The following is an 18,680-nucleotide window of genomic DNA, read 5'->3' on the forward strand; positions in this document are numbered from 1 at the left end:
AATAAACTCCAAGTAACTTACGTTACTTTCTAAATTGAATTTTACCTGCAGTGATGATCAACCCATTGATGAACTGAGGACTGTCTCGATAGTTAATGCGGCTTTTGTTGGTTTCATCCAACTCAACAATCAAAGAGGATTTATACCCTTCAAAGTCTTGAACAATGCCTTGGTATTCCAATGTTTTGTAAAGGGTTAACAATTCCCCTTTGATCATGCTTGGGGTTGCAATGGCTTGGCCAGCCGCAAAGTTGGTGCCGTCTTTGGCTAACTTATGACGACCGTATTTACTTTGTATCAATGAGCGTTGCTTCTCACGAAAGTACATCGCGGTTGCAGGGGTCATTACATCGAGATAGCTGTCATCCGCCGCCCCTGCTGCGTTTTCGGTGTACGCGGTAACTGGTCGTTCAATTTGCACTTCACCCGTTGCTGTGACGGTGTAGGTGCCCATGCCTTCATGCAGCAATAGATTGCGCTCTGCCCAATCAAACTCGCTATCCGCAATGGAATACACGCCGCTCATTTTTAAGGTTTGCAATGGACGACATGGATCGTTTGCCAGTGATGGTGCAATTTGTCCTGCCCATGCCGCGACCGCTTCTGCATCGGTTAATGGCTCATTGCTTGAGGTGCCCAATTTATTAATGGACACAAAGCTAATCAATGGACAGTTCGAACTCGCCCCAAAGGTCACAAGCTCGGCATGCGTTCCCTGTTTTGGTAAATAGGCAATGGCGGGGATCATTTCTAAGGCTTTATAGCGTGCATCTAAAAATTCACCCAATTCACGAACGGTGGTTTCATCATTCAATGAGCAGACAATATGGTGGTATTGCGTATCCCCTAATGCGGCCAATGCGCTCATGGTATCGGCACTGTCCACACTCACCGCGTAAATCGGCAGCGTTTCATTTTGCTTGGTAAAGTATTTCAGCATCTTGGTAATGTCTGACTCACCAAACAGCTCACGCGCTGAGTCTTCATTCATGCACAGCACCACGGTGTTGGGTGGTGTTTTTGCATCTGCAATCGCGTTGCCTATGACAAGCACACGTTGCTGCTCTTCGGCGCTATTGGCCAGACTGTTGTCGATTTCAATATAAACGCCCGGTACGCGAGCATTGTTCGGTACTTCTGAAAAGCTAATGCTCATGAGGTGGTGTCCTTTTTAGCGGTTAACTCAATCACGGACTCGTCTTTAATACGACGAAGCCAATACGTGTTTCTTGGTTTGTCTTCCCCTTTTTCCTTTAAGGGAATTCGGGTTTCTGGATCACGTACAAGCAATCCCTTTTTTGGTTTCACTTTGATGGTTTGCATTTAACTCTCCACGCCTGATAAGAAATTGTTCGCTACCATGGCAAGCAGCTCTCGCTCAAGGGCAGGAGTCCAACCAATGAACGTTCGTTTGGTCATTCGATAATTGTCTTTTACTTTCGTGCCGCCCTGCCATTGGCCGACTTTGCTGTTGTAGTAACCGTTAACTCTTGTCGTGAACGACACGCCTTGACCTTCGTTATGTACGCGAGCCATGTTGCCTGTTACTCCAGTCAGGCCGACTTCAAAGCCCTTGTCATTCACTTGCGTTTTTAAGGCTCGACCAAAACCTAGCAGCATGTTTTTGTTGTCTTTGGCTTTGTGGGTTTTACTGTCTAACGTTATCTTTCTTCGTGCGCGTTTCTGGTAACTGCTGCCATCAATGTCACGCTGTTTTCGTATTTGCTCTCGAAAGTACTGTCGTGAGCGATTGGCTAATCGTCGGTGTAAATCAAACCTTTCAGGCTCAGTCAGTATCAAACTGTTGATGGCATGAGTTAACTGCTCAGGATTGGTTAGCTGCATGATGGAAAGTCCCCGTCATTACCTCCGATGTACTTTAAGGGTGGCAACTCGGTCTCTATTGCCGCCTTTGCAAACTCACTCACGCATTCGTATCGCGTGTCCTCCTGCTTCCAATTGCCTTGCGCGTTTTCATTCAATGAATACGACTCTTGAATATCGACTTTCAACTTAATGTCGCACAAGCCTTTATCCAATAATTCAGTGGCGAACGAGGGTGGCAGCAACCCTTTCTCATCGCGTTGCACATCGTATTTATTTAACCAACTCACCAAATGCATCATCAAAATATGCGGCTTTACATCGACCGCCGTCATGTTGATGTTGACGGTGTACGCAATTTCAAACCCATCGACTATCGAGCCTTGAGTGCAAAGCAGCTCGCCATCTTCCGCCCACACATCCAAACTTTTTGCTTCCGTCACATGATGAGAAAATAACTCGGTTAAACTTTGTAAGGCTTGCATCACACCACCTCGAATCGATAGGTTTCAACGCCATTAAGTAATAAATCAATCGCACGGCGATATTGCACCAAACTGTTGTCGGCTTTGGCTTGAATCGCCTCTTGCCTTTCCGCCGCTTCCACCGTCGCGTTCATGCTCAATTGGTTCTCAACCAGATAGTTGGCCGTTAATCCAAAGACCGCTTGTTTGTATAGTGTTGTGCCTGTTTGGGTTTCATCAAAGCGATCCAATGACAATGCATCGAGCGTGATAAACGGCGTCACGGTTGCCAGTAATTCTTGATTGACCACCGCTCTTGCGACCGTGGCATGGTGTAAAATTCCGGCCTCTGTTTCATTGCTTAAAAAATGGAACACACGCTGAAACTCTGCAATGGCAAGCTCTGGATAATGCGTGGTTGCTGGCAAGACTGACTCGTATTCTTCGTCTTTATTTCCGACAAACTCCATACACACCTCGTTAGGTGCAGGCTTATCGCGACAGTGAATAGCAAAGTCCTAATGTTCTTTGATAACACAGCGAAAGCCTGCATGGGGGGTTGCTCGTTACTGTGGGTTTACACCCACGCGCCATTAATCCATAACTTCACATTGGCAAATTCAATCGCCGCCGCTTTTTGCAATTGCTCAATTACATACGCCATGTTCATGGATTCGAAGTTTTCCAGTTGGTCTTTTTTGTCGTTCTTAATCGCGACCGTGCGACGAATGGAATCTTTCTGGATGTAAATCGACAAGTTCTTAAAGCTTGTCACCAGAATGCCCGTTGGTGGGAATGATGGCACTGCAAACGCAGGTAAGCCGCCATACGTGCCAATCACTTGTTTGTCTTCAATGTGTGATTTCTCACTTGGGGTATTGCCGTGTGCGGCGTAAAAACGTGCCTTATCATAAGAGAGTAAATCACTGCCAATGATGGCGACTAAATCTGAGGCATTCGCACAGGCATCGCCCAATAAGCCTTTAACATTCATCACGGCCAAATCAAGATTGATGAAATCACCAAGCCCTTCACCCGTGCCATCTTCTGCCAGAGCTTGGCCTTCACCGATACGGATTTCACCCGTGGTTTCGCCTTCGACTAACATCGCATCCGCGTTGTGAGTTCGAATGGCTTGAAACCACCCTTCACACACATCTTCGCCATTGGGGTTTGTGGCGGCATTCGTATCTGGAGCGCACGATTCACCATAAAAACCAATGGTGATTTTATTGGCATCAATTTGCTCACGGGTTTGTGAGTTAATCAGTTTATTGAAGTTTTTGAAGTGCGCGAACGCATCCAATTGCTCATAACGAATGTGCGAATCAAAATCGACTTTCTCACACAGGTACGGCATGGCTTCCATGTCATACACCGCTTTGGTTTTACGCTCACCGTCCCCTTTGGTATTGGTACGACTGGCAATCATGCCCGTGACACCAAGCCCAATAGATTCCCCTTTTTGGTTAATCACAGGCACGATGTTTATCTTGCCAAGGAACCAATTGCTTTCACGAATTTGCGCGATGATTTTCTGTGTACCCACAGGGGTGACGCTGAACTTTTCTGTCACATCAGACACGGAGTTACTAACTCCAACGGCTTTCTTGTATTTCTCAACCGCCAGTTTTGTTTTTTCTTGCATAAGTAAACCTAATAAAATAAAGACATTAAAATGAGAAGAGGAAACAAAAGGATCGAATACTTATAAGTATTCTTCTTCTCCACCTTCACCCGCTAATTGACGAGGGTTTTCATCGGTGATTTTGCTGAGTGTCGTCACCATCGCATCGAACTTGGTAGAGAGCGCTTCAAACTTAGTGGAGAGTTCAGTTTCATCGGTGTTAGTTTCCGGTACCGTTTCTTCAGGAGCTTGAGGCAAAGCTTCTTTTACCGTGGCATTCAAACTAATCACTTGCGCTGACAGTGCGGTGATTAATCCCGTTTGTGCTTGCAGCAATTCTTTAATTTCTTGACTCATTTCTTCTTCCTCTTCTACTTCAATGATTTCGGTCGGCGCAGCATTAGAGCTGAACAACTGTTTAATACGCGCCAAGAGTTTTATATCCTCTGGCTTGGTTGGCTCTTCGTCCCCCAATAGTTCTTTTCCTATGGTAGCCCCAGAGCTTAAATAGATTTTCCCTTCACCTTTTTCTTTCGTAGATAAATGAATTTCCGTTGTGCCTAATGAAGCGGGTTCGTCCGTTAAGGCAAGCCCCGTGAGATACGCTTTGCCACTATCAGAAAAGTTCTCAATATACTCACAAGAGGTGTGCAGCAATTGCCCCTTTTCAATGGTATTTAACAGACGTGAATTAGGTTTTAAAATCGCAAACAATTTGTCTGCCCGCTTTTCCACAGAAAGCACCGAGCCGAACTTGTCACTCCACGACCAATGCTCTTCATTGATGCGGGCGTTATAGACTTCTGGGTTGTACGTCTCTGCGATGTCATCAATAACCTGTTGGCTAATGTCCCGACCATCCACGGTTTTTCCTGCGCTTAAAATACAAATAGGCTCTGAATGAAACATGCCGTTATCTCCTGTAATTTCTTAGTTTAATTTACCCAAAGCTCGCCTCTTTTTGTATTCATCTCGTTTCTAGATAAGGGATATAGGAATGCGACTTGCTGAGTGTTCACTTTTGTTATTGCACACTGTAGTGATGAAAATGAACTCACCGACGCCACCTGAAAAACCGATGTATACCCAAACGCAAACTCACGCGTTGGGGTATTACTTACGCCAGTACAAAGTCGCTGAAATTGCGGAGGCATTAGATCTTGCCCCGCGAACCATTCAACAATGGATAGCCAAATTTAATTGGAAAACGATGCGCGACGATGCGCCCGTTGAATTGATGCTTCGCCAACGCATTGCTTATTTATTGTGGATTGACCAAAAACACGAAACGCAGCTCAACGAACTGGAGATGTTGCTCACTCAAAAACACAAACGCGATGCCGTGGAACGACGTAAAAACAAACCCAAAAACAGCGACGGGTATTCAGAAGAGAAACGCGGCAGACCAAACAACAAAACCAAGAATGATATTTCAGGCATTACCGCAGAAATGCTCGCTGATTATCGAGAGAAAACGTTCTTTAGTTATCAGAAAAACATTCATGCGCATAAAAATAATGACGACATTAATGAGATTCGGTTCTATCTCAAATCACGTCAAATCGGCTTAACGTTTTACTTTGCGTTTGAGGCCTTTGAAGATGCGGTATTAAATGGCGACAACCAGATATTCTTATCTGCCTCTCGCAAGCAAAGTGAAATCTTTAAAAACTACATTCGTCGTTTTGCGCTTGAGATTGGGGATGTTGAATTAAAAGGCAAAGACGACATTTGGTTAAGCAATGGCGCGAGCCTTGGGTTCTTATCAACCAATGCCCGAACAGGCCAAGGCTTTAATGGTCATTTGTATATTGATGAAGTGTTCTGGCTGCCTAAATTTCAGGATTTGGATAATTTCATTGGTGGCGTATCCATTCAGGCGCAGTACCGAACCACCTATTTATCGACCCCATCAACCACCGCTCATGAAGCCTATCCAAAATGGTCAGGCACAAAAGAGCTCAATATCGACATCAGCCATAAAGCCTTAAAAAATGGCGCAATGGGTTGTGATGGTATTTATCGTCAAATCATTACCGTGGATGATGCGATTGAGGGTGGCGCGAACTTTTTCAACATGGACAAACTGCGCCGTAAGTTTCCTGACAAATCCGTGTTTGATAACTTGCTTCGTTGTGTGTTTTTGGATGATGCGTCCTCGTTCTTTAGCATCAAAGCCCTGCTTGCCTGTAAAACCGATACCTCAGAATGGAGGGACGTTGAATTTGATGCGATTAACCCTGTTGCTCGTCGTGAAGTGTTGGTCGGTTACGATCCAAGAGGTGGCGGGCAAGGCGAAGGCTCGGACGATGCAGGTCTGGTTGTTGCCCTAAAACCTGTCAGAAAAGGCGGCGTGTTTCGCTTCATCGAGCGCGTTCGTCTTAAAGGCTCAAGTTATGAAGACCAAGCCAACGCCATTGAAGATATCTGTAAAAAATACAATGTGGTCTATTTGGCCATTGATGTGGGCGGTGTTGGCTCGGCGGTTGCTGAGCTCGTCAGAAAGTTTTATCCAGGACTCACTGTTCTAGATTACTCGCCAGAGATGAAACGCATGATGGCGTACAAAGCCCGTGAAATTATTAACGCTGGCCGACTTCAATTTGATCATGAGTGGGACGATGTAGTGCATTCATTTTTAATGATACGCCAACACACCACCGCCAAAAGTAACCAAATCACCTTTATTTCAGCGCGCAATAAAGTCGGCTCTCATGCGGATTTAGCGTGGGCTGCAATGCACGTTTTACATTGGGAGCCTATCGATATTTTACGAGACGACTCAACCACTGTTTCCTTCTTATAAGCGAGGCTACCTTGATAGAATTTCACACCCCAGAAACCGTAATGAACAGCGACCTTCTAAGTTACATGGAAGTCGCCTTGATGGATGGATTGTATGAGCCGCCTATCCCATTAGATCTCTTTGCCAAAGTTGCACGAGCCAACTCGATGCACGGCTCCGCCCTGTATGCAAAAAGCCGCATGGCCTCAAGCATTACGAAATTATCCAAGACATTATCACGTCGAGACTTAAATCGTTTTCTCTATGACTTTTTAATGTTTGGTAATGGGTATTTATTGGAGGTTCGTAATGCCTTTGGGCACATCGTTAAGTACAAGCATTTGCCTGCACTTTTCATGCGCCGTAGGGAGAAAATAGACACCTACACCTACAAGCCAAACGAGTTCAACAATGATGGGCGGATTGATTACGCTCAAGGGCAAGTGTTTCATTTATCTGAATACGATGTCTGCCAAGAGATTTATGGTTTACCGCAATACATTGGTGCATTGAGTTCAATCTGGTTGAACGAAGACGCCACTCTGTTTCGTCGTCGCTATTACAACAACGGCTCTCATGCAGGCTATTTACTTTACATGAACGACCCAAACTTAACGGAAACACAAGAAGACGACATTAAAGACAAGTTAAAGAAACAGGCAGGATTAGGTGCATTCAAAAACTTATTCATTAACGGTAAAGGCAAAGATGGCACACCACCTGCGTTGACACCTATTGGTCAAGTGGAAGCAAAAGACGCCTTTAAAGACATTAAGAACATGACGACCAATGATGTGTTATCGAGTCATCGTATTCCATTAGATTTAATGAGCGTGGTTCGTGAAGGATTTAACTCAAGCAGTGACTTAAATAAAGTCGATCGCATCTTTTACAAGAATGAACTTATTCCTATTTTAGAAGCAGTGTGTGAATTGAATGACTTTGCAGGCATGGAAGTGGTGAGCATTAAAGAGTATGAGAGCTTGGATACGGTGGCCGCATAAAACAAAACCGAGTTCTCGGACTCGGTTTTATTTTGCATCAATTACATTGATTAATATTCTTAACGTAGTCCTTCATTAAATTACTTTTGTACCCCGTACTACTCGGGCATTCAATCATATTATTGGGTTTTATAACAAAAAAATAGTTAGCGTAATTAAAACTAAGACCAATAAATGCAAATATTATGGCTAGTTTCCATCGATGTTTTTTTATCGTCTTTGGTGTTCCTGCTAATGTTTCTTTTACTGTCTTTCTTATATTAAAAAGAGCATCAATAAAAAAACCTAGCGTCGAAAACATGGCGATATACACCAACCCATCAAAGCTAAAACCTATCTTTTCAATTTCATCATACGGAATGATTAGAGGCTTAATTAACCAATAACAAATTAATAGCAACCAGTAATAGACAAAAATTCCACACAACAATCCAATCACTAATTGTTTTTTATCTTTACTCACTATCAAAAACCTCAATAACACTTTCTACAATCCCTTTTTCAAAATCCGTTACCCAATCAACAACAGATACTGCAACACCAGATACTGCGTAAAGAATAAGTCCACCTGATACTGTTACAGGTGCTGAAATCGCAGCTAAGGAAATACCAATAAAAGCGACACCAGAAACAACTAATACATGAACAAACAATTTGGCTTCATCCACACCTAACTTACTTAACGTATATTCATCATTTAATATAAATTGGAGTACATTTATAGACGTACCCACTAATATTTCCAATGGCGCAGTGACTCTTACAAATTTTGCCATTCCCTTTGCAGTATCTAATCCACCTAAGCCAAGCTTAATTATTTTACTGTTGTTAGCTTTAAAAACACCACCGTAAAGCAATGTTTGCTTCCATTTATCATAATTTTTTAAAATCACATAATCAACGCCATCAACAGTTCTAACAAGTACAGTAACTCCAATGCCACCTAATGCTTTAGCTGTTTCTCTGGCATCATATAAACCAGTAACGCCATCTTTTAATGTTTTGAACTTCCCAAATGAATCAAAGAATACCGCCCACTCTTCTGGACTTAGTACCGCAAATTTAACCACATTCTGGGTGTACTCAACATTTAAATAACGTTCATCACCTTCTTTGGTGAAATCATACGCAGGCCAATACATATTATCTGGATTTATACCATGCTTTTTAGCTCTTACATTTATGACTGGTGTGTTTTTGGGGATTGAGTCCATTTTATGAAGTGTAGCAACCACTGGATGTATGATTGGGGATTGAGGATCACTCCATAGATTCTCCCATGAAAAGACCGTTTTCTCTTTTGTGACATCAACAGGTGGTAAGGTTTTTCTTTCTTTTTCCACTTCTAAAACCAAGTTATCACCAATTTTAATATGATCTTCTTGGCCTTTATATTGTGGATTTAACATTACCAATTGCGAGAGTGTTAATCCTTTTTTCTCTGCGATGCCTGATAATGTATCGCCTGATTGAATGGCATATACAAGGTCATCGTTACTTACTTTTTCTCGCTCGGCCGCTTTCTCTTTTCTTGTATCAGCGATCTCATTCACATCAAGCAAACAACCATTTTCATTCAGCCAATCTGCCGTTAATTCTTCAAGTTGTTGTGCCGTCATTTTTTGAGGGAGGTAAAGTAAGTGTTGGCGAGTAACAACCGTGTTGTTGATTTTCCAAGGAAGTAAAATAAAGCTGTATTGATGATCAGAGACTAACTCATCAGTTAGACTATCGTCAGTCGTTCGAGTCACCTGAAATGCCCACTTACCATCACCCATTAATTTATATTCATGAGTAAGTGCATCGTCAACAAAATGATAAAAGTACCCCTCGGTTGGCCAACCAAGACGCTCACCCACTTGAACCGCAGGTTTTACAGGAATAAAGGACTCGGTATGGGTTCCCGCGCCTTGCTCTACTGGTTGCACATCATCAAATGACAATGCAGTCCCACTTGAGATAAAAAACTCTCGATTAAGTGTTTTTGGCTCATTCACATTTACGCTCGCTGTAAGTAACGTAAACCCTTTCTCTGTTTGTGTTTTATTCCATGATGAAATGTTTGCTTCTTCTTTGGTCTTTCCTAAAGAGAACACACCCACTTGATACGTGTTTAATTCATCTTTCGTACACGCAATTTCAATTGAATACTCAAAAGCCGCCGTCTTTGCCAATATCTCTTTCACTGCTTCATAGTGAGGGACATCGACTTTCGCTTCTCTTGCGAGCTCTTCATTCCATGAGTAATGCGCCCGAACAAACTTAGGGGCATCTTCATCAACCGATTCAACAAATTTTTCTACTTTCTCATCCCAGACTTTCATCTTATCCCTAACTTAACGTTAAATCCCTTTGTAAGGATAAATTAAAAATAAGATGCATTTTTACTGAAACAATAGGTGAAATAACTAAATAAACTTCAATCTTTATCTGACCATAATAATATTTTGTCAAATATAATTAGAACATGTGAGCCAATTATGACCTATCGAATAAATTACTGTGTTTGGGGAAAGTTGAACTCAAGCAGTTATTTTCAGAAATGAAAGTAGTTAACATTAAAAAGGCCACTCTAAAAGTAGCCTTTCAATCAGAAAATTAACAATTAATCTTCAAACCATTTAAAAAGACCATAGCCAATAGCTGCAACAATAGCAACTGGGGCTGCAGCTGTAATGATAGCTCCAGTAGCCATACCACCGCCAACAACGCCACCAACACTTGCCATACCAGATGCAATTGCTGCTCCACCGGCGGTTCCCGCGGTTCCCGCAGTTGCAGCAAGTGCCGCACCTGTTGTTCCTGCTGTAGCTGACATTATAGTTGCAGCGGAACCACCAACTACGGCAGAAGCTGTTGATGCACCAGTAGCAATTGTTGCGACTGAACCAACACCGGCAACAACCGTTGAACCTTTAACTTTTTCACTCATATTTAGCCTACTTATATATTTTTATGATTACCGAGCACCAAACAGTATACTGGCTTATTCAGTTTATGAAGAGTATAAAAATATTAATTTTATTAGTTCGTCACAATAAAATAGATAATTGAATAAATATAGACCATTACTCTATTTAAATTAACAGTAAATAGTTTTATTTTCCGCGTTTTGGAATTGCCCCACCGCCTAAATACAACGCTACAGCCGCAAGCACTGGATAGCCAAACGCATCATTAATCATGGTGCTAATTGCTCCCCAATCCGCTCCAAAAATACACCCGATGATCACAATAGTATGCAGCCCAATGTAAGGCACACAAAAGACCATAACGATAAAACGTTGTATCAACTTAAAAGGCTCATACGCTTTGAGTAACATAATGTGTTGTTTCGACTTTTCTTCATCGGTAAACACAAGCGCATCCCCTGTATTGGCGATTAAATCAATGCCTGCTTTGATGGCTGAATCGGTTCCAAATATCTTGCTGAATAATCCCATCATTCATTCCCTACTCATCAATCAATTCAAAATGCATTAAGTCATCAAAGCCATTGTCTTTTAGCTCATTGTCTTTATCCCAATCCCCGCCCCAACGAATGGCCACGCCCATTGAGGCACCGACACCAATCACAATGCCTGCAAAATAACTGAAGCGTTTACGATCATCTTCATCGTATGGGTACGGGGTTGCATCAACCGCTTTGCTTGGTAATGAATTGTGTTTGCTGTTTGGGTATCGAACTTGAGTGTTCGTGCTTGGCAGGGCGTTTTGCTCTTCTTTGGTTCGATGGCCACAAAGAATAGAGCAATCACACACCTCAAGTGCGGCAGTAAAAACTTTCTGTAAGTTAGGGTGGCAAGAAGCCAATCGAGTTGCGCTTGTTCTGCTGAATTTATTCATATTACATTACCTTTAAAGCAGCAACCGCAACGGCGATTACTGAACCAAAAATTAATCGAACCAACCATGTTTTGTCTGATTCGAGCTTATCTATTCGTTTAGAGTTTGAAACTTGAATGGTTTGAGTTTTCGTTAACGTGATAAGCACTTTATTCAGTGTACTGTTTTGCTCTCGCATCAAGTTAGCAAGGTTGTTCATCGCGGCATCAATACGTGCTATCTCTTTCTCAGACATGCTGTACTCAGGTTATGGATTTGATTCAGTGTATCGCGCAGGCGTAGGGGTGAATATTGATGTCATTCCTATATGCCAGATGTAGAAAACCCAACGCGAAGGTTGGGTTTATGGGTGGGATTTATGATTGATTAAGGCCAAGGATGTTGACTTTGTATTTCAATTCTTGCCGCCAATGCTTGCGCTTCCATCTCAAGCGCGGCTTGTTCATCTCCTTGCAATCGCTTGATGTTTGCCTCGGCAATCAGAGGATCACAAACTCGGCCATATAGGCCACGACGTGTTTCATCTATTTGGTTAAAATCTGCAATGTGTTGATTGCTTTGATTGGTTACCCATTGATTATCTATCCATTCATCATAAGGAGTACTTGGCTCATCATAAGTAAAACCGTCTTTGATGTTGCCTAGCTTTTGCATAACTTTTGATTGAGTGCAATCTTCACAGTTATAAATGGTTTTATCTCGATGATCTTCAATCTGTTGCCACTGTCCCTCAACCAAGCAAACCGCAAAGCCTTTATCCTTTTCTGGTGGCTCGATGAAGGTGTGTTTTTCAGGGAGCGTGAAATTGTAATCCGAGATAATAAACTCGTTGGTTTCAGCATCCCAATAAGATTTGCCCAGTTCAATATCATAGATTTTCCAAGTATCGTTTTCATAAAATACGGTTTGTTTTTCATTATCGTATTCGGGTGGGGTTTCTTTTATTGCGCCTTTTGGATAATCGCCATCAGGCTCACCAATGACAAACTCACGGCCATAAACATCGAAGAACGGTTTCCATGTCATGTCTTCGATTTCATTAGACCATTGCGTTGTTTCTCTATCAAACCGCGCAATCATTCCATCGCTTGAGGGCGTATAAATGACTTGGGTAAAATCAGTACCAAGCGCGGTGCCTTTAACCACATGCTCAGTACAATTTTCTAGCCACCAACCCTCATTAGAAAGACGCGACACCTCGACGCTTTGAGATTGTTTAAAAAATGTATTCATTAGGCCATTCTCACTATCCAGTTAACTTTACGGTGGTTGATGGTGTTTTTCAGTGCACCAAACAGAGCAATCATGACGGTATGGGCATGAGAGCCAATAGCCACCGTGTGATTATGACTGTCATTGTTGGTTGATATCACTGATGATGGTCGGCCTGTTACTCTCCATTGTTTCGTATAAGTAGTCCCACCGCCTCCGGCATCGGTATTCCCCATCACATGATTATGCGTGTCTGTATTGGTTGTTTTTGTTCCTAGATTTGTAGAGCTTATTGTTGAATTAGGGTGCCCATGCGCTTTGACTTGCCCCTCTTCATAAGCCCCTATTGTTTCACCGTCTTCTTTGCCCATGACACCACAGCCGCGCATGTCAGGAATAATGCCATCAGGCCAGATTTTAGCGAGCTCAGGATTGGCGATTAAATCAAAGGCTTGGTTTTTCATGATACCAAAACCATCAGGGGCAATATCCGTAAACCAAGGAATGGCCGCGCCCACAGGAAAGATTTTTGCCGCGAGTTTCAACCACAGATTATTCACCAATTTGTTGATGAGATAAGGCGCATCAAAAGCGCGTATCATTTTCTTAATGGTTAAAAAACTGCTGTCGTTTGTGCCCTCATCCACTTCGGCATTGGTGATTATCTTAGCAATGCCTGCCACCGCTTCAGTGGCATAGGGCGTGCCCATCAGTTCAACCGTGATGTTCTCAATGCTTGAGCCTGCAAGGTTTAACTCCAACGCTTCGGTGATAATGGTGTTACTGCGCTTTAATGAGAGTATTTCGCCCTCTCGACTATCCACTGCGAATAGGGTGCCATCTTCTAGGTAGTAGCCAATTTCTTTACCTTCAAATTCTTTTTTATCGGCAAACACCGCTTCAAAGTGAAGTTGCCCAAGGGCAGGCACCGAGCCACGAGTTAACGCTTCACGCGCCACTTCGCTTTTCAATTGCGTTTGGTCTAGAGTAGGAAGATACCCATCAAGGCCAATAGCTATGTGGGTAATTTTATAACTGACCCCCAACTCACCCGCATGAATGGAGGCCGCTATCCCCGCATTGGTAATTAATAAACTCATTGAGTCACCTCGTATTGATTAACGTTTCTAATGTGTCTTGAATTGGCAATTTGGGTTTGAACATCGATGGCCGCGTTATAAATCCATTCGATTTCGGTGTGAGGCAACCGCACCTTTTCAAACTCAAACCACGCTTTTTCACACCGCTCATTGGTCGCCAATGACACATAAATTAAATTCGGTTTTGCTCGCTCGTCCGTCACTTCGCCTTTGCCGCCACTGCTGATTAATAACGCTTGATAATCACTGAGCTTCCACCCAAATAAACGCTCTGAAAAATCCGAGAGTAACGCCAACTGAATTTCATCACTGGTGACTTTGAAATCAATCGCCATGCCTAAAATTACATTGGTTAATTCAGCGTTATCCGCATCTTGCCAATACTCCCCTTCGGGCAATAAGGCGCGTATTGCATCGGCAAAATTGCTCTCGCTGTAATCAACAATTAAATCACCGGTGTCCATGTCACCTCTCCTAAAATATGAATTTCATCATCGGTAATAAATTGCTCTTCGGTCGGTTGCTTAACGATGTAATTACTTGTGATAGGCGCAATGGCCAGTACGATTTCAGTCGGGGTAATGGACACTTGTTTTGGTGGATTAACCGATTCATCCCGCTTTCCCATTTTGTCTTGAAATAACTCCTGCAGCGCAATGAGAATATCCGCACGGACTTGCTCGTCTTGGACATTTTGAATTTCAACATCAATGGTTTTATGAGTCGGTATCCCAACCACGGGATGACACCCAGCAAGGCGTTCTTTATCAATAAAGGTTTGGACGATGGTGACCACTTCGGTGGAAACCGTTGGGTTGTTTTCTCTCGCCCCAATATAAACACGAACCATGCCACGCTCAGGCGTGTTATCTAATGCCCACGCAAAATCCACATCAGAGTGAGCGGACAATGCCCAACTCTCATAATCTTCACGACGACCAATTTCTTCACCCTGATTAAACGCGGTGCAGATACGTTGACGCCAATGCTCTAATTCTTCAATGTCAGCCCCACCATCAAAGCCAAGACATAAAACATTATCAGGATTAACCCCACTGATGCTTTTTGATAGAGTGAGAACCGCCCCATTAGGTAAGTTACTTGAAATTCCCGCGACTAAGGCAATCACTTCAACGTCTTCATCGCTGTATTGCGCTTGGAGGGTTTGATATTCACCGCCCGTAATGTCAGTGATTAACGATCCTTTTGGAATTTCAACTCGCTCACCCAATTGCTCAAACTGAACCAAGCCTCGCGCGAACGTGGGTAAAAGGCGTTCAACATCGTGACGTTTAGCGTGAAGATACAACCACGGCTCAGAGGCGGTTTCAGGGTTTAACTCTCGAAAGAGTTGGTCTTGGTATCCATACTGGCCATAACTCACCCCCGCAATCGCACAGGCAATGGCATTGATGGCGGGATTGTTCTGGCCTGTCGTTGCAATTAAGGTCGAGGTTGCTCGGTCAATTAACGACTGTAAACTTCGTTGAGTACTCATAAATGCACCTCCATTGTTGCGCCATCATTGAGCGTAACGATAACGCGTCGGCCTAACTGCTTAGGTGAGAGTTTGAATACCTCAACCGTCACCGCTTTTACGTGCGTTTCTTCCACAAGCCATGCCAGGGCATCTTCATAAAATCGTTTTGCTCGCGTCATGGTTTGCTCTGTCAGCTTTTCACGCTTAAGCGTCCAATCTCGCGAGCCAACCCCATGAACATATTCATCACTCCAACAGCCGCCACGCTCATCACTCAGCATGCGAGCGCGATCGTTTTGAGTGGACTCGGCATGATTCAAGACACTTTGCAGCACCGCATGAGTTAAGCCTTCGATGTCCGTCATTGGGGCGGTTAATGCATTAAGATTAAAATGATTCATGTGATTTTATAACTCCCTTCTGAGCTGCCTTTATCAATCACCACCAACCCGTTCGTGGTAATTTCATCAACGATGGCATTCGCAATGGCTTCGGCTAAATCGGCGGCTTTGGCAAACTCACCTTCAGTGACCATGCCTTTGGCGTTCATCTCTTTGACTATCTTTGCTTTTAATGAGCCGTTATTGATTGGCATTATTCTTTACCTGCAAATACGGTGGCTGACCCATCAACATGACCACTGCCCGTAAAGGGGCAAATACTTTCACAAGTGATAACACCCGTGCCGTCATTCAATTTAATTTGAGCGCCATTAGCGATCACGTTGCCATCGGTTTTTACCGTGACGTCTTTCTTTGCGGTTATTGCTACCGAACCAAGTGAAGTGATAGATATTCCATTTTCCGTGAAATGAACCAGATTGCCTTTATCGTCCATCATGGCCACTTCCCCCTCGGATAATTCCATCTCGTACCGTTCGTCTTCCACGCACACGGCAACGCCGCGACTGAGAACGCCACCAAGAAACAACACGTAACTGCGAGCGCCGACTTTTGGCCGACTCATAAACCCGTAATTGTGTAATCGCTTAATGCGATCATTGGTTTTTCCTGTTGAGGTTTTAATTTGCAGCATCTTGGTGTCCGCCCCCGTAACGCCCCCAATCACGATCATGTTTTTAATGCGACTCATTAAACGACTAAACATTGGGCTTCTCCTTGAAGAGACGAAAGAAAGCGACCTTTGTTTCTGATGTGGATTCGGTGACCGATAAGGTCAGTGATTTCACAAGCAACATTTCATTAAAGGCTTGATGGGTATCAATCACACGAAGGGTGCGATTGATGGCGCTGCCTGTCAGCTCAATGAATAAATCAGCAATGGAAGTAGAGGCGTTTAAGCCTTTGGCAATGGCAAGATCACGTTCATATTCAGCGCGGGACAAACAGGACTCTGCACTTTGCAATTGGTCGGAGACAATGACCTTTTTTCGTTGTGTATTGGCAGCGGCATACGTCACCACCGCGTGCGCATCATCCCACTGGCCTTGCACTTCAATACGATAAAACTGCTCGGTAAAATTTCGGTCTATGTTTAACGATTCAATGTTTTTACCTACCTCAAGAACCACCCCCTGCACAGCATCATGGGCAGGGTGTTCAATGGTCAATACGCCATTGCGCTCAACCAAAATAAACCCCTGCTCTTTAATGAGCTGGGCAAAGTTATCGACGGGCGATTCAGCATTGATTTGAAACTCTGCGATGGGTTTAAGGCTCGATGGATCAACTAAGCAATTCACGCCAAGGCCAAACTGTTTCGCTATGGTTCGCAGTAATACATCCACCGTTTGCCCATACTCCGCGTCCATCGTGATGCACGAATCAATCATATTGGCACTTTTTGAGCGTCCTGAAATACTCATGGAATGGGCGCTGCTTGATGTGGCCGTTGATGCGGTATCAATCGCCCCCATAAAAATACGTTTGCCATCCAATTTAAATTCAATCGGCAAAGGACGCTCGATACTCATTGGCCGAATACGACAACTGAACTCATGCGCTAATTGCTCTATCGAGAACGTAATGTCCGCACTAAAAAATACAGTCGGTTTGTTGTCGATTAATAGCGTCAGCTTCTTCATTCGTTTCCTCTCATCGCAATGACTCCAGATAAAAAGAGTGGGTGTTGTAATGGGTTTAACGCCATCACTAAGGGCGCTGAACTCTTTTCTTTTTTGGCAAGCACTAAGGCCGGAATGAAACGCGCACGCTCAAGAAACCCTTGTGGCTCAGAGCCTTTCTTTACCTTATTTGATTGAGAAGAGACGCCTTCTTTTAAACTAATCAGCGCATCAAACAGCTCTAAGCTTTCAAGCGTGGACACCGTGGTCACTTCATACACTCGCGCATCAATCTCCCTCGTAATTCGCTGTAAGTCACTTAGGATGGTTGAGGCTTGGCCGTTTGAGCTCAAAATATCAAAGGTGTCTTCTTGCTCTAGTCGTTCAATATCTTTGCTCATCTTCACCGCCGCGACCACTAATTGAACGTTGTAGTGAGAACTTGGGCTTTGTGTATTAATCGCCTCTAACATCGAAGCTTGCGCCGCTCTGGAATTGTCCGTCGCTTCATTGTCTGAATCGGTTTCTGAGCGAACCGCGTCCGCGACACTATCAATGGTTTTACTCAACTGCTCCGCAAATTGGGCAGGGGCATTGGCAATGCTTGAGATGGACACAAGCGCGCTGTTTATCTCTTGATTTAATGCCGACAGGGTTTGACTTGGAATGCTTAATTGATTGGCAATGCCTGAAAGCTGAGTGATGGCGTGAGTAAAATCTGCTTGCAAGCTGTTGGTGTCGGCAATGTTCATGGTGTCCACATCTTCCACGAACGTTTTCGTTGAGACGGTTTCAACAGTGTTGGCTTGCTCGGTTTGAACAGAAGTCACCACGGTCGAGGTCGTTAATGCAGATTGTTTACCATCACGAATAAACTTAAGTGACAACGTGACTAACCCAAGTTTGGTACTGAGCTTTTGCCCATAGGTTTCAAACACCAAGGGCAGCTCACCGAGCCATGGATGTTCGAGCTCACCCTTTGGGGTTTTGTTTAGGTTATTCAATAAGGCATTGGCCTCAACCAAGGAGTTACTGCCCACCAGAACGACATCAATCTCAATGTTATTGGCAGAGCTGCCCATCACTTTAATGTCGGGTAATTCAGCGTAGGGAATTTCGCTGACTTGAAGGCGTTTACCTCCATTCAATGAGGTGCCGAGTATGTTCAGGACGACGCCGTTCCATCGCCCTTGTTCGTATTCTCTTTCCCACATGACACAACACTCTCTCAACCAACGTAAAACACCGTGTAAGTCCTGACTTTTTTATCACTGAGGCAGGCATTCTGCGCTCGCTCGGACTCACCCTCCCCTCC

Annotated in this window: 24 protein-coding genes; 2 read left to right on the forward strand and 22 right to left on the reverse strand. The window is 43.7% G+C overall.

The annotated features are described in order from the left end of the window. Positions 1 to 22 precede the first annotated feature (22 nt). The 7 genes from AACV33_RS12880 to AACV33_RS12910 form a co-directional block, all read right to left on the reverse strand. On the reverse strand, positions 23 to 1,156 hold the full coding sequence (locus AACV33_RS12880) for a phage tail sheath subtilisin-like domain-containing protein (RefSeq protein ID WP_182699328.1): 1,134 nt from the start codon (positions 1,154 to 1,156) through the stop codon (positions 23 to 25). Beyond that, positions 1,153 to 1,323, reverse strand: a complete 171-nt coding sequence (locus tag AACV33_RS12885; RefSeq protein WP_182699329.1) for a DUF2635 domain-containing protein — start codon at positions 1,321 to 1,323, stop codon at positions 1,153 to 1,155. Before AACV33_RS12885 ends, AACV33_RS12880 begins: the two co-directional genes overlap by 4 nt. Then, complete coding sequence (locus AACV33_RS12890; protein ID WP_182699330.1) at positions 1,324 to 1,845, reverse strand: phage virion morphogenesis protein; 522 nt, start codon at positions 1,843 to 1,845, stop codon at positions 1,324 to 1,326. It abuts the gene before it with no gap. Next, on the reverse strand, positions 1,836 to 2,309 hold the full coding sequence (locus AACV33_RS12895) for a phage tail protein (protein WP_182699331.1): 474 nt from the start codon (positions 2,307 to 2,309) through the stop codon (positions 1,836 to 1,838). The genes AACV33_RS12890 and AACV33_RS12895 overlap by 10 nt, the downstream gene beginning before the upstream one ends. Continuing rightward, positions 2,309 to 2,758 (reverse strand): head completion/stabilization protein, encoded by a 450-nt coding sequence (locus AACV33_RS12900; RefSeq protein WP_017020723.1) that lies wholly within the window; start codon positions 2,756 to 2,758, stop codon positions 2,309 to 2,311. Before AACV33_RS12900 ends, AACV33_RS12895 begins: the two co-directional genes overlap by 1 nt. Positions 2,759 to 2,865: 107 nt before the next feature. Then, positions 2,866 to 3,936, reverse strand: coding sequence for a phage major capsid protein, P2 family (locus AACV33_RS12905; protein ID WP_182699332.1), 1,071 nt, complete (start codon positions 3,934 to 3,936; stop codon positions 2,866 to 2,868). A 60-nt stretch (positions 3,937 to 3,996) separates the two neighbouring features. Beyond that, entirely contained in the window at positions 3,997 to 4,824 is an 828-nt protein-coding gene (locus tag AACV33_RS12910) for a GPO family capsid scaffolding protein (RefSeq protein ID WP_017020721.1), read from the reverse strand. Positions 4,825 to 4,993: 169 nt separating this feature from the next. On the opposite strand from AACV33_RS12910, the gene AACV33_RS12915 reads away from it, so the two are divergent. Beyond that, complete coding sequence (locus tag AACV33_RS12915; RefSeq protein WP_370527099.1) at positions 4,994 to 6,721, forward strand: terminase large subunit domain-containing protein; 1,728 nt, start codon at positions 4,994 to 4,996, stop codon at positions 6,719 to 6,721. A gap of 41 nt (positions 6,722 to 6,762) precedes the next feature. Continuing rightward, positions 6,763 to 7,704, forward strand: coding sequence for a phage portal protein (locus AACV33_RS12920; protein ID WP_182699379.1), 942 nt, complete (start codon positions 6,763 to 6,765; stop codon positions 7,702 to 7,704). A gap of 37 nt (positions 7,705 to 7,741) precedes the next feature. On the opposite strand, the gene AACV33_RS12925 is transcribed toward AACV33_RS12920, so the two are convergent. The 15 genes from AACV33_RS12925 to AACV33_RS12995 all read right to left on the reverse strand — a co-directional run bounded on the left by AACV33_RS12925 (position 7,742) and on the right by AACV33_RS12995 (position 18,579). Beyond that, positions 7,742 to 8,167, reverse strand: coding sequence for a hypothetical protein (locus AACV33_RS12925; RefSeq protein ID WP_182699333.1), 426 nt, complete (start codon positions 8,165 to 8,167; stop codon positions 7,742 to 7,744). Next, positions 8,160 to 10,028: an MIX and LysM peptidoglycan-binding domain-containing protein gene (locus AACV33_RS12930; RefSeq protein ID WP_182699334.1), complete on the reverse strand. Its 1,869-nt coding sequence runs from the start codon at positions 10,026 to 10,028 to the stop codon at positions 8,160 to 8,162. The genes AACV33_RS12925 and AACV33_RS12930 overlap by 8 nt, the downstream gene beginning before the upstream one ends. 281 nt (positions 10,029 to 10,309) lie before the next feature. Further along, positions 10,310 to 10,636, reverse strand: a complete 327-nt coding sequence (locus tag AACV33_RS12935; RefSeq protein ID WP_182699382.1) for a hypothetical protein — start codon at positions 10,634 to 10,636, stop codon at positions 10,310 to 10,312. Between the two features lie 166 nt (positions 10,637 to 10,802). Next, the gene (locus tag AACV33_RS12940; RefSeq protein ID WP_255458472.1) at positions 10,803 to 11,150 is read right to left on the reverse strand and encodes a hypothetical protein; all 348 of its coding nucleotides are present in this window, start codon (positions 11,148 to 11,150) and stop codon (positions 10,803 to 10,805) included. Positions 11,151 to 11,157: 7 nt separating this feature from the next. Beyond that, positions 11,158 to 11,550, reverse strand: a complete 393-nt coding sequence (locus AACV33_RS12945) for a M15 family peptidase (RefSeq protein WP_182699335.1) — start codon at positions 11,548 to 11,550, stop codon at positions 11,158 to 11,160. Position 11,551: 1 nt separating this feature from the next. Continuing rightward, positions 11,552 to 11,785 (reverse strand): hypothetical protein, encoded by a 234-nt coding sequence (locus AACV33_RS12950; protein ID WP_182699336.1) that lies wholly within the window; start codon positions 11,783 to 11,785, stop codon positions 11,552 to 11,554. Between the two features lie 131 nt (positions 11,786 to 11,916). Next, the gene (locus AACV33_RS12955; protein ID WP_182699337.1) at positions 11,917 to 12,783 is read right to left on the reverse strand and encodes a hypothetical protein; all 867 of its coding nucleotides are present in this window, start codon (positions 12,781 to 12,783) and stop codon (positions 11,917 to 11,919) included. Beyond that, positions 12,783 to 13,862 carry a phage tail-collar fiber domain-containing protein gene (locus tag AACV33_RS12960; RefSeq protein ID WP_182699338.1) on the reverse strand — a complete coding sequence of 360 codons (1,080 nt, stop codon included), beginning with the start codon at positions 13,860 to 13,862 and terminating at the stop codon, positions 12,783 to 12,785. The genes AACV33_RS12955 and AACV33_RS12960 overlap by 1 nt, the downstream gene beginning before the upstream one ends. Beyond that, complete coding sequence (locus AACV33_RS12965) at positions 13,859 to 14,326, reverse strand: hypothetical protein (RefSeq protein ID WP_182699339.1); 468 nt, start codon at positions 14,324 to 14,326, stop codon at positions 13,859 to 13,861. Before AACV33_RS12965 ends, AACV33_RS12960 begins: the two co-directional genes overlap by 4 nt. Next, positions 14,308 to 15,360, reverse strand: a complete 1,053-nt coding sequence (locus tag AACV33_RS12970; protein ID WP_182699340.1) for a baseplate J/gp47 family protein — start codon at positions 15,358 to 15,360, stop codon at positions 14,308 to 14,310. The genes AACV33_RS12965 and AACV33_RS12970 overlap by 19 nt, the downstream gene beginning before the upstream one ends. Further along, a complete protein-coding gene (locus tag AACV33_RS12975; RefSeq protein WP_182699341.1) occupies positions 15,357 to 15,743 on the reverse strand; it encodes a phage GP46 family protein in 387 nt (128 codons plus the stop codon). Before AACV33_RS12975 ends, AACV33_RS12970 begins: the two co-directional genes overlap by 4 nt. Further along, positions 15,740 to 15,937 carry a hypothetical protein gene (locus AACV33_RS12980; protein WP_182699342.1) on the reverse strand — a complete coding sequence of 66 codons (198 nt, stop codon included), beginning with the start codon at positions 15,935 to 15,937 and terminating at the stop codon, positions 15,740 to 15,742. Before AACV33_RS12980 ends, AACV33_RS12975 begins: the two co-directional genes overlap by 4 nt. Further along, positions 15,937 to 16,449 (reverse strand): phage baseplate assembly protein V, encoded by a 513-nt coding sequence (locus AACV33_RS12985; protein ID WP_182699343.1) that lies wholly within the window; start codon positions 16,447 to 16,449, stop codon positions 15,937 to 15,939. The genes AACV33_RS12980 and AACV33_RS12985 overlap by 1 nt, the downstream gene beginning before the upstream one ends. Beyond that, complete coding sequence (locus AACV33_RS12990; RefSeq protein ID WP_182699344.1) at positions 16,442 to 17,386, reverse strand: phage tail protein; 945 nt, start codon at positions 17,384 to 17,386, stop codon at positions 16,442 to 16,444. Before AACV33_RS12990 ends, AACV33_RS12985 begins: the two co-directional genes overlap by 8 nt. Then, a complete protein-coding gene (locus AACV33_RS12995) occupies positions 17,383 to 18,579 on the reverse strand; it encodes a DNA circularization N-terminal domain-containing protein (protein WP_182699345.1) in 1,197 nt (398 codons plus the stop codon). Before AACV33_RS12995 ends, AACV33_RS12990 begins: the two co-directional genes overlap by 4 nt. Between the last annotated feature and the right edge of the window lie 101 nt (positions 18,580 to 18,680).

This window comes from Aliivibrio sp. SR45-2, assembly GCF_963890165.1.
Lineage (GTDB): Bacteria > Pseudomonadota > Gammaproteobacteria > Enterobacterales > Vibrionaceae > Aliivibrio > Aliivibrio salmonicida.

Excerpts from the sequence above, each read along its gene's own strand:
- AACV33_RS12880 (WP_182699328.1), bottom strand. The coding sequence starts at position 1,156 with ATGAGCATTAGCTTTTCAGAAGTACCGAACAATGCTCGCGTACCGGGC.
- AACV33_RS12885 (WP_182699329.1), bottom strand. The coding sequence starts at position 1,323 with ATGCAAACCATCAAAGTGAAACCAAAAAAGGGATTGCTTGTACGTGAT.
- AACV33_RS12890 (WP_182699330.1), bottom strand. The coding sequence starts at position 1,845 with ATGCAGCTAACCAATCCTGAGCAGTTAACTCATGCCATCAACAGTTTG.
- AACV33_RS12895 (WP_182699331.1), bottom strand. The coding sequence starts at position 2,309 with ATGCAAGCCTTACAAAGTTTAACCGAGTTATTTTCTCATCATGTGACG.
- AACV33_RS12900 (WP_017020723.1), bottom strand. The coding sequence starts at position 2,758 with ATGGAGTTTGTCGGAAATAAAGACGAAGAATACGAGTCAGTCTTGCCA.
- AACV33_RS12905 (WP_182699332.1), bottom strand. The coding sequence starts at position 3,936 with ATGCAAGAAAAAACAAAACTGGCGGTTGAGAAATACAAGAAAGCCGTT.
- AACV33_RS12910 (WP_017020721.1), bottom strand. The coding sequence starts at position 4,824 with ATGTTTCATTCAGAGCCTATTTGTATTTTAAGCGCAGGAAAAACCGTG.
- AACV33_RS12915 (WP_370527099.1), top strand. The coding sequence starts at position 4,994 with ATGTATACCCAAACGCAAACTCACGCGTTGGGGTATTACTTACGCCAG.
- AACV33_RS12920 (WP_182699379.1), top strand. The coding sequence starts at position 6,763 with ATGAACAGCGACCTTCTAAGTTACATGGAAGTCGCCTTGATGGATGGA.
- AACV33_RS12930 (WP_182699334.1), bottom strand. The coding sequence starts at position 10,028 with ATGAAAGTCTGGGATGAGAAAGTAGAAAAATTTGTTGAATCGGTTGAT.
- AACV33_RS12935 (WP_182699382.1), bottom strand. The coding sequence starts at position 10,636 with ATGAGTGAAAAAGTTAAAGGTTCAACGGTTGTTGCCGGTGTTGGTTCA.
- AACV33_RS12940 (WP_255458472.1), bottom strand. The coding sequence starts at position 11,150 with ATGATGGGATTATTCAGCAAGATATTTGGAACCGATTCAGCCATCAAA.
- AACV33_RS12945 (WP_182699335.1), bottom strand. The coding sequence starts at position 11,550 with ATGAATAAATTCAGCAGAACAAGCGCAACTCGATTGGCTTCTTGCCAC.
- AACV33_RS12950 (WP_182699336.1), bottom strand. The coding sequence starts at position 11,785 with ATGTCTGAGAAAGAGATAGCACGTATTGATGCCGCGATGAACAACCTT.
- AACV33_RS12955 (WP_182699337.1), bottom strand. The coding sequence starts at position 12,783 with ATGAATACATTTTTTAAACAATCTCAAAGCGTCGAGGTGTCGCGTCTT.
- AACV33_RS12960 (WP_182699338.1), bottom strand. The coding sequence starts at position 13,862 with ATGAGTTTATTAATTACCAATGCGGGGATAGCGGCCTCCATTCATGCG.
- AACV33_RS12965 (WP_182699339.1), bottom strand. The coding sequence starts at position 14,326 with ATGGACACCGGTGATTTAATTGTTGATTACAGCGAGAGCAATTTTGCC.
- AACV33_RS12970 (WP_182699340.1), bottom strand. The coding sequence starts at position 15,360 with ATGAGTACTCAACGAAGTTTACAGTCGTTAATTGACCGAGCAACCTCG.
- AACV33_RS12975 (WP_182699341.1), bottom strand. The coding sequence starts at position 15,743 with ATGAATCATTTTAATCTTAATGCATTAACCGCCCCAATGACGGACATC.
- AACV33_RS12980 (WP_182699342.1), bottom strand. The coding sequence starts at position 15,937 with ATGCCAATCAATAACGGCTCATTAAAAGCAAAGATAGTCAAAGAGATG.
- AACV33_RS12985 (WP_182699343.1), bottom strand. The coding sequence starts at position 16,449 with ATGTTTAGTCGTTTAATGAGTCGCATTAAAAACATGATCGTGATTGGG.
- AACV33_RS12990 (WP_182699344.1), bottom strand. The coding sequence starts at position 17,386 with ATGAAGAAGCTGACGCTATTAATCGACAACAAACCGACTGTATTTTTT.
- AACV33_RS12995 (WP_182699345.1), bottom strand. The coding sequence starts at position 18,579 with ATGTGGGAAAGAGAATACGAACAAGGGCGATGGAACGGCGTCGTCCTG.